This is a genomic window from Actinoplanes missouriensis 431 (assembly GCF_000284295.1).
GTDB classification, from domain to species: domain Bacteria; phylum Actinomycetota; class Actinomycetes; order Mycobacteriales; family Micromonosporaceae; genus Actinoplanes; species Actinoplanes missouriensis.
On sequence record NC_017093.1, the window covers coordinates 3245370 to 3258788 of the forward strand.

General features: G+C 72.4%; 12 protein-coding genes. 4 read left to right on the forward strand and 8 right to left on the reverse strand.

Annotated elements, in window-relative coordinates; genetic code table 11:
- Window positions 1-169: 169 nt before the first annotated feature.
- The gene (locus tag AMIS_RS15205; protein WP_014443205.1) at window positions 170-955 is read right to left on the reverse strand and encodes a maleylpyruvate isomerase family mycothiol-dependent enzyme; all 786 of its coding nucleotides are present in this window, start codon (window positions 953-955) and stop codon (window positions 170-172) included.
- Window positions 956-1173: 218 nt separating this feature from the next.
- On the opposite strand from AMIS_RS15205, the gene AMIS_RS15210 reads away from it, so the two are divergent.
- Both AMIS_RS15210 and AMIS_RS15215 read left to right on the forward strand, forming a co-directional pair.
- Window positions 1174-1962, forward strand: coding sequence for a S1 family peptidase (locus AMIS_RS15210; protein ID WP_014443206.1), 789 nt, complete (start codon window positions 1174-1176; stop codon window positions 1960-1962).
- A 301-nt stretch (window positions 1963-2263) separates the two neighbouring features.
- A complete protein-coding gene (locus AMIS_RS15215) occupies window positions 2264-2806 on the forward strand; it encodes a DUF4262 domain-containing protein (RefSeq protein ID WP_197538025.1) in 543 nt (180 codons plus the stop codon).
- A gap of 20 nt (window positions 2807-2826) precedes the next feature.
- Here AMIS_RS15215 and coaD read toward each other — a convergent pair whose 3' ends face one another.
- The 7 genes from coaD to AMIS_RS40555 all read right to left on the reverse strand — a co-directional run bounded on the left by coaD (window position 2827) and on the right by AMIS_RS40555 (window position 10533).
- Window positions 2827-3252 (reverse strand): pantetheine-phosphate adenylyltransferase, encoded by a 426-nt coding sequence (coaD, locus tag AMIS_RS15220; RefSeq protein WP_014443208.1) that lies wholly within the window; start codon window positions 3250-3252, stop codon window positions 2827-2829.
- Window positions 3253-3291: 39 nt separating this feature from the next.
- A complete protein-coding gene (locus tag AMIS_RS15225) occupies window positions 3292-3930 on the reverse strand; it encodes a lysophospholipid acyltransferase family protein (RefSeq protein ID WP_014443209.1) in 639 nt (212 codons plus the stop codon).
- Between the two features lie 9 nt (window positions 3931-3939).
- Window positions 3940-4710: an ABC transporter ATP-binding protein gene (locus AMIS_RS15230; protein WP_014443210.1), complete on the reverse strand. Its 771-nt coding sequence runs from the start codon at window positions 4708-4710 to the stop codon at window positions 3940-3942.
- Window positions 4707-5465: an ABC transporter permease gene (locus AMIS_RS15235; protein WP_014443211.1), complete on the reverse strand. Its 759-nt coding sequence runs from the start codon at window positions 5463-5465 to the stop codon at window positions 4707-4709. The genes AMIS_RS15230 and AMIS_RS15235 overlap by 4 nt, the downstream gene beginning before the upstream one ends.
- A complete protein-coding gene (locus AMIS_RS15240; RefSeq protein ID WP_014443212.1) occupies window positions 5462-6250 on the reverse strand; it encodes a methyltransferase domain-containing protein in 789 nt (262 codons plus the stop codon). The genes AMIS_RS15235 and AMIS_RS15240 overlap by 4 nt, the downstream gene beginning before the upstream one ends.
- Window positions 6247-7230, reverse strand: a complete 984-nt coding sequence (locus AMIS_RS15245) for an ABC transporter substrate-binding protein (RefSeq protein ID WP_041829799.1) — start codon at window positions 7228-7230, stop codon at window positions 6247-6249. The genes AMIS_RS15240 and AMIS_RS15245 overlap by 4 nt, the downstream gene beginning before the upstream one ends.
- A gap of 117 nt (window positions 7231-7347) precedes the next feature.
- On the reverse strand, window positions 7348-10533 hold the full coding sequence (locus tag AMIS_RS40555; protein ID WP_051042006.1) for a PAS domain-containing hybrid sensor histidine kinase/response regulator: 3186 nt from the start codon (window positions 10531-10533) through the stop codon (window positions 7348-7350).
- 57 nt (window positions 10534-10590) lie between these two features.
- On the opposite strand from AMIS_RS40555, the gene AMIS_RS43370 reads away from it, so the two are divergent.
- Both AMIS_RS43370 and AMIS_RS15260 read left to right on the forward strand, forming a co-directional pair.
- Window positions 10591-11430: a sensor histidine kinase gene (locus AMIS_RS43370; RefSeq protein WP_014443215.1), complete on the forward strand. Its 840-nt coding sequence runs from the start codon at window positions 10591-10593 to the stop codon at window positions 11428-11430.
- A complete protein-coding gene (locus AMIS_RS15260) occupies window positions 11382-13397 on the forward strand; it encodes a hybrid sensor histidine kinase/response regulator (protein ID WP_041829800.1) in 2016 nt (671 codons plus the stop codon). The genes AMIS_RS43370 and AMIS_RS15260 overlap by 49 nt, the downstream gene beginning before the upstream one ends.
- Window positions 13398-13419 lie beyond the last annotated feature (22 nt).

Sequence of the window (13419 nt, forward strand, 5' to 3'; positions counted from 1 at the left end):
CAAAACCTGATCGGGTGCCCCGACGGCGGTCGCATTCCGACCACCCCATCGGGTACGGCCGACGCACTCCCGCCCCGGCCGCCTGACCGCTCCCGGATCGCGCGGACCACCGTGCGCCGCAAGCCACCCAGGACGGCTCACCACGCACGGCGCCGCGCAGCGGTGACGATCAGAACCCCGGGAAGACCGCGCGCAGATCGTCCAGCGTGACGTTCCCGCTCACCGTGACGCCCTCGGGGGTGTGGCGCGGCGTCAACCGGCCGTAGATCAGCCGCAGCGCCGCCTCCAGCGACCCGGTGAACGTCGCGGTCACCGGCAGCTCCTCGGTCGTCAGCCGGACAGATTCATCAACCACGATCCGGTACGGGGTACCGCCGACCTCCACCACGGCCGGCTCGGGCGCCTCCTTCGGCTTGCCGATGAACCCCAGCATGAACCCGAGGTCACCCGCCAGATGCTCGGCGAGCACCGCGGCCGAACCCGCCGCGACCGTCGCCGCCGAATCGAGGCCGGCACGGACGTCCCAGGTGTGCTGGGCGACCTCACTGAGCCGCAACGCCGTGAACGTCGCGAGTGACACGGGATCCGGGAGGAACGTCCGTACCCGAAGGGTGTCGTGGTCCTGCTCCGGCACCGCCTCGAGGGCCGCGACCAGCGCCTCGTCGGACGCGACCGAGCCGGTGGCCTGCTCCTGCGGGCTCGCGGCGTTCCAGCGGTCCCAGACGGACTGGTTGAAGTCCGGGCCGGGCGCCTCGGCGGCCCCGACCGCCGCCCGGAATCCGGCAAGCGTGATCTCCGCGCCGCTGCCGACGTGCGACAGAACATCCGCGATCGTCCACTCCGCGGCGCCGGACGGCCCGGTCAGCTGCTTCGCGGACAGCGCCGGGACGAGCGCCGCGAGATCGTCGTGCTCACTACGCAGGGCCGTGACAGTGCGGCCGGCAAGGGAAGTCATGTGCCAAAGCCTATCGACCGAGTGTGCTTAACGCCGCGCGGCACCGCCCGCGCCCGCCGCTCTGCCGATGATCCGCTGAACCGGGCCCGGGGTGGGGTTATCCCGACCGGCCGGGGACCTGCTTCCTGGAGTGTGTATCGGCCCGGTGCCTGGATGTTGAAAACGATCTTGAGAAAGCAGGCTGAGCATGTCGCATTCACCGATCAGAGGAACTGTCCATGTTCACCAGGAAAGCCCTGCTCGCCGCCGCCGTCGGCGTCCTCGCCGCGACCATGACGGCCGGCAGCGCCCAAGCGATCGTCAACGGTTCCGACACGCATCGGTCCTACCCGTTCATGGCGACCATCCCGGAGTCCGCACCGGAGCTCGGACTTGTCGACGGCAACTGCGGGGCCTCGCTCATCGATCCCCGCTGGGTGCTGACCGCCGCCCACTGCGTACGCGGGGAAGGTCTCGTTCTCGACGGCACCGTCCGGGTCGGCAGCGAGAAGCGTAAATCCGGCGGCACCGTGCGTGACATCGAGCGGATCGTCGTGCACCCCGGCTACGTCAACGGCAACAACGAGGCACCCAACACCCACGACCTCGCCCTGATCCGCCTCGACCGGCCGGTCAAGCAGAAGCCCGTCGCGCTGGCCGAGCGCGCCGTGCAGCCCGGGACCCCGACCAGGCTCCTCGGCTTCGGCACCGTCTCGGACACCGAACTCGCGTTCGCGGAACGGCTGCAGCAGCTGGACACCCGCATCGGCTCCCGCGCGGAGTGCGCGCCCGGCTGGGCGAGCCGCTCCCGGTTGTGCACGATCAGCCGGAAGCCGAAAGCGATGGCCTGCTTCGGCGACTCCGGCGGCCCGCAGGTGCGCAAGGCACGGCATGGCCGCTGGGAGCTGGTCGGCGTCACGTCCGGCCCGGGCGCTCCCGGGGTGGCCTGCTCCGAGGGGCCGGGCCTCTACACCGACGTGTCGGCGCACGCGAGCTGGATCCGCAAGACGATCCGGTCCCGCGCCTGACGGCGGTGAGGACGTTGTCGCACGGAGGTTGCCTTGCCTCGATCGAGCACGATGGCGGTGAAGGCTGGGCGAAGGCCCGCGACAGGACTCTCGGAGGAGACGCGGTGACTCGACGGGAGGAGCGGCGGCGGGGCCATTGCCCCGTCTGCAGACGGCTCGTGGCCCTCGCCGCCGACGGGACGGTCGTGCGGCACAGCGGCACCATCCGGGCCTACGCCCCGCCTGAGGACTGCCCCGGCGGTGGACGCCGAGTGGAAGCCGCAGGTCACTAGGGGGCAGGGCAACGCCGCAGGTGACCGAGGTGATCGCTTACGCTCTGCGTGTGCTGGAGAGTTCGCGGATCTGCCGCTGCGTCATCTGTCACGACTACGGCGACCGCGACGAGTACGACGCGGGCGACCAGGGCGTGATCGGCAATGTGAAGGAGTTCGGGTCGAGCGTCACGGGCGTTGCGGCGGATGAGAAGGGGCCGGGGTGGTCGTACACCATCGGCCGCTGGCACAGCCGGGGTGAGCCGGAGCTGGCCATGTTCGGGCTCGATCTGCGTGTCATGCAGTCGTGCCTGAACATCCTGGGGGAGCGGGACGGCCTCGCCGACGGGCAGTCCCACGATGACGTCGTGAAGGGCTATCCGCTGCGCCTGCGGACCGTCGAGCCGGCCTGGTTCCGGGCGTTCTTCGGTCAGGCCATGTGGTTCTACCGGCAGCCGCCCATCCCGGTCCTGCAGGTCGTCTGGCCGGACCGGGAGGGCGCCTTCCCGTGGGACACCGGCAGCCTGGCCCAGCCGCACCTCTGGCGCGCGCCCGCCGACCATGTGCCGGGAGTGTGGACCCAGGACGTCTGAGCGCAGGTGAGCGCCGCCGGTCAGGTACGCAGGGCGCGGGCCGCGGTGGAGGAGACCGTCGCCAGTTCGGGACGCGCGGGGACCAGCAGGGTGGGGATCCCCAGCGCCTCGTTCATCGCCGCGAGCTGGTGCTCGTGCTGCAGATCGGCGGCGTTCCGGACGCCCCGGACGATCACGGTGGCCTGATGCTCGTGACAGAACGCAACGGTCAGGCCCTCCCATGCCGTCACGGTCACGGTGGTCCAGCTCTCCGGGAACCGACTGCGCAGGGCCGCTGACCGCTGCTCCGGTGTGGCGGTCGGCTGCTTGGCCTCGTTGACCGCCACCAGCACGGTGACCCGGTCGAACAGGCGCCGCACCCGCTCGACGACATCGCGGTGCCCGGCGGTGAAGGGGTCGAAGGTCCCCGGGTAGACCGCGTGTGAGCCGCGCGTTCGGTCAGACATCGGCTAAGTCTCCCGCCCGGTCACGCAGGGGTCGAGCCCTTAGGACTGGACCGGCGCGACGGTGCGGAGTTCGGCGGTCAGCCTGGCGGCGAGCTCCAGCGCGGACTCCCCGGGCGGCGGTGGGGTGGGCTCGAAGAACGTCACCTTGAGCCGGGGGCGTCGCGGGAAGCGGGCGATGTCCACGGTGCCGGAGACGGCCGCGCAGACGATCCGGGCTTCGGGGACGGCCTGGGCGAGGCGGCCGACACCGCTGCGGGCGCGCAGCTGGCGGCCCTGGGAGCGGGTGCCCTCCGGGAAGATGCCGATGCAGCCGCCGGAGGCGAGGCGCTGCACCGCGGCGTCCAGCGCGTCGGTGTCGGCCTGGCCGCGCCGGACCGGGATCTGGCCCATGCCGTCGAGGATGCGGCGCAGCAGCGGGTTCTTCCACAGTGACGCCTTGGCGAGGGCCTGGATCTGCCGGCGCCGGCGGGCGGCGTGGGCGATGACGACCGGGTCCCAGGCGCTGTCGTGGTTGGCCGGAATGATCGTCGCGCCGCTGGCCGGGACGGTGTCGAGGCCCTCCACCTCGAGGCGGCCCCACCAGCGGACGATCGGGCCGGCCGCGGCCATGACGGCTCGGTAGACCGGCGGGATCCGGCCGGGGGTGCCGGCCTCGGCGGGGGGACGCTCGCGTGTCATGGCCCCTATCTAACAGGAGCCGTGCTCACCGGCTGACGCGAGCAGGTCGTGCAACTGTGCCACGCACTCCGCCACCTCCGGCAGCGCCGCGCTGTGCCCCAGCGACCGCGGCCTGGCGATCTCCACGTCGAGGACCTTGCGTACCCGCCCGGGCCGTGGCGTGAGCACCACGACCCGGTCGGCGAGCAGCACCGCCTCCTGGATCGAGTGGGTCACGAAGACGGTCGTGGCCGGGCGGGCCAGGTGCAGCGCCTGCAGCTGGGCGGCCATGTCCTCGCGGGTCAGCGCGTCCAGCGCGGAGAACGGCTCGTCCATCAGCAGCACCCGGGGCTGCTGGATCAGCGCCCGGCACAGCGCCACCCGCTGCTGCATCCCGCCCGACAACTCGTACGGATGACGGTGTTCGAAGTCGGCCAGGCCGACCGCGGTGAGGAGTTCGCGGGCGCGGGCGGTCCCGTCGGCGCGTGGCAGCCGGGCCATCTCGACCGGGAGCAGGACGTTGCCGAGGGCGGTGCGCCACGGCAGCAGGGCCGGCTGCTGTTGCATCAGCGCCACCTCACGGCTCGGCGCGCGGACCGGGCGGCCGGCGACGGTGATCGTCCCGGAGGTGGGTTCGAGCAGGCCGGCGATGAGGCGCAGCAGGGTGGACTTGCCGCAGCCGGAGCGGCCGATGACGGCGACGAACTCGCCTTCGGCGACGGCCAGGTCGATCTCGTGGAGCGCGGTGACGGCGCCGGTCCGGGCGGGGAACGTGCGCGACACCTGATCCAACAGAATCATCCGCTGATCGCCCGCGCCCACGGCACCACCAGCCGTTCCAGGAGCACCACCAGGTAGAACAGCGTGGTGCTCAGCAGTGCGAGCAGGGCGATCGCGGCGAACGCGAGCGGGGTGTCGAACGACATCCCGGACAGCACGATCACCGAGCCGAGCCCGCCGGTGGGGTTGTTGATCTCGGCGACCACGGCGCCGATCACGGCGAGGGAGATGGCGACCTTCAGGCCGACGAACATCTGCGGCAGCGCCCAGGGCAACCGGATCTTCAGGTACGCCTGCCAGACGCTCGCCGACAGCGACCGGCTCAGTTCGCTCAGCTCGGCGGGGGTCGACGTCAGCCCGGCCATCGTCGCCACCACGACCGGGAAGAAGCAGATCAGCACCACCAGTACGATCTTGGGCTGCGCCCCGAAGCCGAGCCAGACCACGAGCAGCGGGGCGACGGCGACCTTCGGCACCGAGTTGAGCGCCACCAGCACCGGCAGGGTGGCCCGTTCCAGGGCGCGCCACGCGGTCAGCACGACGGCCAGCAGCAGGCCGGCCGCCACCGCGATGCCGAAACCGGTCACCGTCACGGTCACCGTGGACCCCGCCTCGCGCATCAGGTATCCCGGCTGCCGGCGGAACGCGGCGACGATGTCCGGCGGGGCGGGCAGGAAGAACGAGCGGATCCCGAAGACCGCGGTGGCCGACCACCAGAGCGCGACCGCTGTTACCGCGCCGAGCAGCGGCAGCGCGGACGAGTGGATCCGGCTCACCCGCGGCGTCCCGTCGTGGAGTAGGTGAGGTGGCCGCGGACCACCAGCCGGGGATCGGCGGCGAGCGCGGTCAGACGGTCCAGTTCCGCATCGGTGAACCCGGCGTCGCGCAGACCGTCGCCCACCTGTGCCACGTTCACCGCGATCAGCCGGGCCCCGGCCGTGCCACCGGCCCAGGACTCCGCGTGGATCGTGGTGCGCACGCCGGTCAGCCCGGCGTCGATCATCGCGGCGTGCACGCGGGCGGCCCAGGCCGGGTCGGCGCCGTTGGCCGGCAGCAGCCGCTCGACGACCGTGCGGTGGTAACGCTCGACCAGTTCGGCGGCGGCCGCGTCGGGGGCATCCAGGACCACATCGGGGTACGCCGACAGCCACTCCTCGATCAGCAGGACCCCGCCGGGGGCGAGGGCGTCCGCGAGCCGTGCCAGGATCCGCTCCCGCTCCGGGATGTGGGCCAGCACCAGGCGGGCGTGGATCAGGTCCCAGGGCGGGTCGGGGACGGGGTCGCCGGTCAGGTCGTGACGGCTCACCTCGTACCCCTGATCGTGGGGTAGGTGCCGGGGGTTGAGATCGGTGGCCAGGACCCGTCCGCCCGGCCCGCTGAGCGCCACGAGCCGTCGCGCGACGCTGCCGCCGCCGGCGCCCGCCTCCAGGCAGCGGCGTCCGCGCAGGTCACCGGCCGCGCCGAGCCGGTCGAACGTGACATGGTCGAGGATCTCGGCGAGCAGCTCGTGGCGCAGCGCGGCGTCCGGGGCGTCGTTGTCGAAGGAGTAGGCCGCCCTCATGCCGCCGGCACCAGGGAGAAGTCGACCACCGACTCCGGTGTCAGGCCGGGCGGGATCAGCGCGCCGCTTCGCAGCGTGGCGATGGCCGCGGCGACCCGGTTCTTGTCGATCTCGCCGGACGGTTTCACGGCCGGCGCCATCAGGGTGATCTCCCCGACCGCGGCCGTCACGTCGGCGGCCGGCTGCGCCTTCTTCAGGATCTGCGCGGCCTCGTCGGGATGCTCCATGGTGTAGCGCAGGCCCCGCAGCGCCGCGTCCCGGAACCGGCGCACCAGGTCCGGATCCTTCTCGATCACCGCGGTCGTGCTGACCAGCCCGTTGCCGAACAGCCCGGGGAGGAACTCGCTGTACGGCAGGACGACGGTCTTCTTGCCGCCGGCCGCCTTGGAGATGCCGCGGGCGCCGATCAGGAACGTGCTGAGCGCGTCGACCCGGCCGCTGGCGAGCAGTGCCGGGAGCTGGGCGGGCGGCGCGTTCACCCAGGTGACCTTGTTCGCGTCGATGCCGGCCAGTTTCGCGTACGCCGGGAAGAGCAGCTGGTTGACCGAGCCGGTCGCCGCGCCCAGCGTGCGGCCTTCGAGGTCGCGCGGCCCGGTGACGCCGGCGCCCTCCAGCGCGATGATCGAGACGAGGGTCTGCTGGTGGATCGCGGCGAATGCCCGGATGTCGCGGGCCTGGCCGGTGCCGGCCAGGATCCAGGTGCCGGTCATGTCGAGGTTCGCGAACTGGGCCTGACCGGCGCTGAGCACCTTGACGTTCTCGCCGGTGGCGGCGCCGAGCCGGATGGTGACGTCGAGCCCGGCGTCGCGGAAGTAGCCCTTCTCCTGGGCGACCCAGGCGAAGGCGTCGCGGCCGACCGCGCCGAAGGCGGTCAGGTAGGTGACCTTGTCGGCCTCGGTGGACGGGGAGTCCTCGGTGTCGTTGCAGCCCGCGGCGAGCAGGACGGCGACGATCAGGACAAGTGTGAAGATCCGCTTCATTGCCATGATCCCCCGCATCGGTGGCAAATGCGATCAAACGATACCTCTCGATGTGCATGATCGGTGCGGATCGGACGCGGGTGTGTGCGTGATGCCGATTCGGCCACCCGCCGGCGGTCAGTGACGGGTGGGCGCCGTCCAGCGCTCCAGGACGCTGCGCAGCTCGTCGGCGTCGATCGGCTTGGCGAGGAAGTCGTCCATCCCGGCCTGCCGGGCCCGCCGGCGGTCCTCCTTGAGCACGCCCGCGGTCATCGCGATGATCGGGATGTGCTCGCCGGGCGCCTCGGTGCGGCGCAGCTCCTCGGTGGCCTGGTAACCGTCGAGTTTGGGCATCTGACAGTCCATCAGCACGGCCTGGTAGGGATGGCTGCGCGCGAGTTCCAGGGCCTCGGCGCCGTTGCTGGCGATGTCGACGTCGTAGCCGAGCGTGGCCAGGGTGTCGGTGGCCACGATCTGGTTGATCTCGTTGTCCTCGGCGAGCAGGACCCGTCCCCGCGTGGACGGTGCAGGGCCGTCCGGGCCGGGCTGATCGTCGCCGGCGGCGCCGGTGGGCAGGCGCTGCAGCAGGTAGTTGTAGAGCGTCGAGGGGCCCACCGGCTTGGCGAGGACGTCGACGCCGTCGGTGTCGGTGAGGCCGTGGTCGGTGGACGGGTCGCGGGTGACGAGCAGGATGTTCGGCCGGGGCAGCCCGGGTGTGGCGAGGATCGTGCGGACCAGGGCCGGGCCGCCGATGTCGGGCAGGTGCTCGTCGATGACCGCCACGTCGAACGGCGTGCCGTCCCGGTCCGCGGCGGTCAGCTCCCGCGCCGCCGCCTCGGCGGTCGCGGCCGCCTGCACCGACAGCCCCCAGGCGCTGCCGTGCTCGGCGAGGAACTGCCGGCTGGTGTGATTGCCGTCGGCGATCAGCAGCCGCTGGACGGCCAGCTCGTCGCGGATCCGCCGGGGCCGGCGGGCGTACTCCTCGGCCCGTTGCAGCGGCAGCGTGAAGAAGAAGCGGCTGCCCCGGCCGGGACGGCTCTGCACCTCGAGGCGCCCGCCCATCAGCTCGACGAGCTGGCGGCTGATCGTCAGGCCCAGCCCGGTCCCGCCGAACTCGCGGGCGTGGCTGCCGTCGGCCTGGGTGAACGGCTCGAAGAGCGAGGCGATCCGGTCGGCGTCGATACCGATGCCGGTGTCGATGATGCTGAACGTGAACCGGTCACCGTGGTCCGCAGGGTCGAGCCGGAGCAGCACATGGCCCTCGTGGGTGAACTTGACGGCGTTGCCGACGAGGTTGAGCAGGACCTGGCGGATCCGGCCCTCGTCGCCGTGCACGGCCGCGGGCAGGTCCGCCGGGTAGTAGGTGAGAATGTCCAGGTCCTTGTCCCGCGCGGCCGCGGCGCCGGCATGTGCCACGTCCTCGACCAGGGCGCCGAGGTCGAACGGGGCGTCGACCAGCTCCACCTTGCCGGCCTCGATCTTGGAGAAGTCCAGGATGTCGTTGATGATCGCCAGCAGCGCTCGTGCCGACGTGCGGATGGCCTCGCCGTACCGGCGCTGGGCCGGCTGCAGCGGGGTGTCCAGGAGGAGCTTGGTCAGCCCGATGACGCCGTTCATCGGGGTCCGGATCTCGTGGCTGACCATGGCGACGAACTGCGATTTGAGCCGGGCGGCGGCGAGCGCCTCGTCGCGGGCGGCGGCGAGCGCCTGCTCGGTCCGGCGGCGTTCGGTGTCGTCGCGGGCGACCGCATAGATCACGCCCTCCTGGTCGGCCGCCGTGGCGGTCCAGTTCAGCCACCGATAGTCGCCGCCGCTCGTCCGGAAGCGGTTCTCGAAGGCGATCGCCGGGCGGCCGACGGTGAGCCCGGCCGCGGCGTCCGCGGTGCGACCGATGTCGTCCGGGTGGATGAACTCGACGTACGGCCGGCTCACCAGCTCGTCGGCGGAAAAGCCGAGCACCTGTTCCCAGACCGGGTTGACCCGCTTGAAGTAGCCGTCGGTGCTGGCGATGCAGAGCAGGTCACGCGACATCGTGAAGAAGTGGTCCAGCTGGCGGGCCATCCGCTGCCGCTCCGCCTCGTCCCGGTCCCGCCGGGTCAGGTCGCGGTAGGTGACGACCGACATGTGGGCGTGGTCGTCGGTGCGCAGCGCGGACATCGTGACGTGGACCGGCACCCGATGGCCGTCGGCGTGGACGACCTCGGTGTTGAACTCGAGCCGCCCGGACGAGCCGGATCGCTCACCGGCCCGAGGCGCCGGCCACCACGGGTACGGCGGCCGGCGTCCGACGACGTCGCCCGCGGCGTACCCGGTGAGCTCGCACCAGCGCGGGTTGACGTGCAGCACCTGGCCGTCCGGCGCGAGCGTCAGCACCCCCTCGTTCAGCGAGGCCATCACCGTCTCGTTGAAGTCGCGCTGCTCACGGAGCTGGTCGATCAGCTCGGTCTGCCGCTGGTCCGCCTCGTCGAGGACCGCGCCGGCGCGCAGCAGGACGACGTGGAGGGCGAGGAACAGCGCGCTGAGCGCGATGGTGACCACGAGCCCGTCGACGGCGATCCCGGTACGGGTGATGGTCGCGATGACCGCACCGATCAGCACGACCACGGCCGCCATCGCGGGGGCGAGATGGCGGACTGTCCGGCCGCCGAGGCGCGGGCTGGTGTAGATCCGCACGGTCAGGCCGTCGCGCCGGCAGGCGATCACCGCGACGGCGAGCAGCAGCAGGGTGACCTGCGTCGGGATCGGCATCACGTAGCCGCGCAGCTCCCGCGACACCGCGTCCAGGCCGAGGAAGGTGCCCAGGCCGGCGACGGCGACCACGAGCGCGCCGGTCGCCGCGAGCAGCTGCGCGGGCCGCCGCCCACGGCGGGCGTCGGTGTCCAGCAGCAGCAGGCTCAGGCCGATGAGCAGGAGAACGAGCGGGGACCGTACCGGCGACGGGCCCTGCGCCAGGTAGGTCGACGGGCTGGCCTCACCCCTGCCGAGCGCGAGCAGGTCGGGCAGTCCGGTGTCCAGGAAGCCGAATCGCTTGAGGATGCCGGATCCAGCCGCGGCCACCACCAGGGCGGCGAGGCCATAGCCCGTCCAGCGGCGGTAGCGGCCGGTGCGGGCCGGGGCCAGCAGCAGCAGCGCGAGGCAGGTGAGCAGGCTCAGGACCGCGATGCTCGGGGCCATCGGCGGCCAGCCGGGAATGACGCTGATCATCACCTCGACGCGGAGCAGGTATCCCAGCACCACGCCCGTGGCGACGAGTCCGGCGAGGGTGGCGGCGGCGGTCCCGAGCGGCGGACGCCTGCGGAACGGAAACCCGCCCGAAATACTCACAATAAGGAGCATTCCAGCTACCGTGAGACTGAGGTTCGGGTTTCCGTGGAGTCATGGATGGTCGTGGGGCAGGGCAGCGGCGGAGACGGCCGGAGTCGCGTCGTCGCCCTCGGCGCGCCGTTCGACCAGGCCGCGCCGTTCGACCAGGCCGCGCTGTCGAAGCTGGGGCACGAGCTGCGCGGCCCGCTCACCGGCATCATCGGCCTGTCCGGCCTGATCTCCCGCAAGATGACGCAGGGCGGCGGCGATCCGGCCCAGTGGGCGCGCCAGCTCGAGATGATCCGGGGCAGCGCCGCTGAGCTGCTCACCACGGCCGAGCGGGTCAGCGACCTGGCCCGGCTCGGCGCGGAACCACCCGGCGAGAGCAGCGCGTTCGACTGCCGCCCGGTCGTCACCGAGGTCGCCGAGGCGCTGCGCCCCGCCGCCGCCGAGCGTGGCAGGCGCATCGTCACCGGGATCCCGCCCGAGCCGGTCGGCGTCACCGGCGACCCGGACGACCTGCGGCGGCTGCTCGTCGAACTGGTCGACAACGCCGTCAAGTACGGCGACGGGACCGAGCTTCACCTGGACGTCCGGCGCGACAGCGCGACGCCGGAGATCGACGTGCGCGACGACGGCCCGGGCATCGCCCCGGACGAGCTGGGCCGGGTGCTGCGGCCGTTCGAGCGGGGCGCCGCAGCGCACGAGCGGGGCGAGACCGGCACCGGGCTCGGACTGTGCATCGCGGCGCGGCTGGCCACCCGGTCGGGGGCGCGCCTCGCGATGCACAGCGGCCCCGCCGGCACGCGCGCCACGGTCACCCTGGTCGCCACGCAGGCGCCCGAGCAGCCCGGACAATCGGAGCACCCATGGCCACCATCCTCGTCGTCGACGACCGCGCCGCCAACCGGGAGGTAGCCCGGATGACCCTCGACGACGGCGGTCACCACGTCGTCGAGGCCGCGGAGGGCGCGCAGGCCCTGGACCTGGCGCGCCGGATCCACCCCGATCTGGTCCTCGCCGACGTGGTCATGCCGGGGATCGACGGGTACGAGTTCGTCCAGCGGCTGCGCGCGGACACCGCCACCGCGGGCATCCCGGTCGTGCTCTACACCGCGAACTACCGGCCGGAGGAGGCCGCGCCGCTGGCGTCCGCGTACGGCGCCAACCAGATCATCTCCAAGTCGGCCGACCCCGAGCAGCTGCTGATCGCCGTCGAGCAGGCGCTGCACGCGTCACCGCTGCCGCCGCACAGCCCGGCACCGTCCGCCGATCACCTGCGCACGGTCAACGCCAAGCTGGTGGAGAAGGTGCTCGCGCTGGACGAGAGCGAGGCCCGCTTCGGCGCGCTCGCTGATGTCTCGCCGGTCGGCATCGTGACCGGCGACAACGAGCTGTCCGCCACGTACGTCAACCCGCGCCTCGCCGACATCACCGGCCTGACCGCCGAGGACCTGCTCGGACCCGGCTGGATGTGCTGCCTGCCGGCCGGCGAGCGGGCCCGGCTGCGGCGCGACGGCGTGCCCCGGGCCCAGACCGCCCTGCACGGCGACGTGACCCTGGCCGATCACCGGCGCCGCTGGCTGCACACCACGATCCGGCCGATCACCGACGACAATCAGGACCACACCGGCTTCGTCGCCACGATCGACGACGTCACCGCGCTGATCGAGGCCGAGCAGCGCCGGCACGCCGACGAGCGGGAGCGGGAGGCCGCCGAGCGCCGCCGGATCGCCGAACGGTTCGAGAGCCTGGCCCGGCTCTCCGGCGCGGTGGCCCACGACTTCAACAACATCCTCAACATCATTCTGTCGTTCAGCGAGTTCATCCAGGACGAGCTGCGCGACGCGGTCGGCGCGCCGCTGGACGCTGCCCGGGCCGCACCCATGCTCGACGACCTCGGCAACATCCACCGGGCCGGCAAGCGCGCCGCCCACCTCGCCCACCAGCTGCTCACCTTCGGCGGCCGGGAGATCGTGCAGCCGGTGGTGATCAACCCGAACGCCGTGGTCGACGAGGTCCGGGCCATGATCGACTCCAGCATCGGGCGGCAGATCACGGTCAGCGTCGAGCTCGACCCGGACGCCGGCAACGTCGTGGTCGACAGCAACCAGCTCAGCCAGGTGCTGCTCAACCTGGCGGTCAACGCCCGCGACGCGATGCCGCACGGCGGCCATCTCGCGCTCAGCACCCGGCACCTGCGCACCGCGGAGGTGAGCCGGGGCCTGCCACCGGGGGAGTACGTCCACATCGCGGTCCGCGACGACGGCGAGGGCATGCCCCCGGACGTGGTGGACCGGGCGATCGAGCCGTTCTTCACGACCCGGCCGAAGGGGCACGGCACCGGCCTGGGCCTGGCGACCGCGTACGGCATCATGCGGCAGGCTTCCGGTGACCTGCTCATCGAGTCCGCGCCGGGGGAGGGCACCACCATCAACCTCTATCTGCCGGCCACCGACGAGGCGGCGCCCGCGCCGGTCGCTCCGGCGAGCGTCACCGCCGACGCCGGCCGGACCGTCCTGGTCGCCGACGACGAGGACGGCGTCCGCGAGGTGGCGGCCCGGATCCTGACCAGGGCCGGCTATCACGTCCTGCGCGCCGCCAACGGGCAGGAGGCCCTGGATCTCACCCGGACCCATGCCGGCCCGATCGACGTGGTGCTCTCCGACGTGGTCATGCCGCACATGAACGGTCCGGAGCTGGCCGCCGCCCTCCGTGAGGACCATCCCGGGCTGCCGGTGCTCTACATGTCCGGGTACGCGGATCCGCTCATGAGCGAGCAGGGCATCGTCGACGGCGGCGTCACCGTCGTCGGCAAACCGTTCACCACGGAGGAGCTGCTGTCGGCGGTGGCCGGCACGCTCTTGAGTATCGACAGGTCGTGACTGGCTGCGCACCGGCAACCGG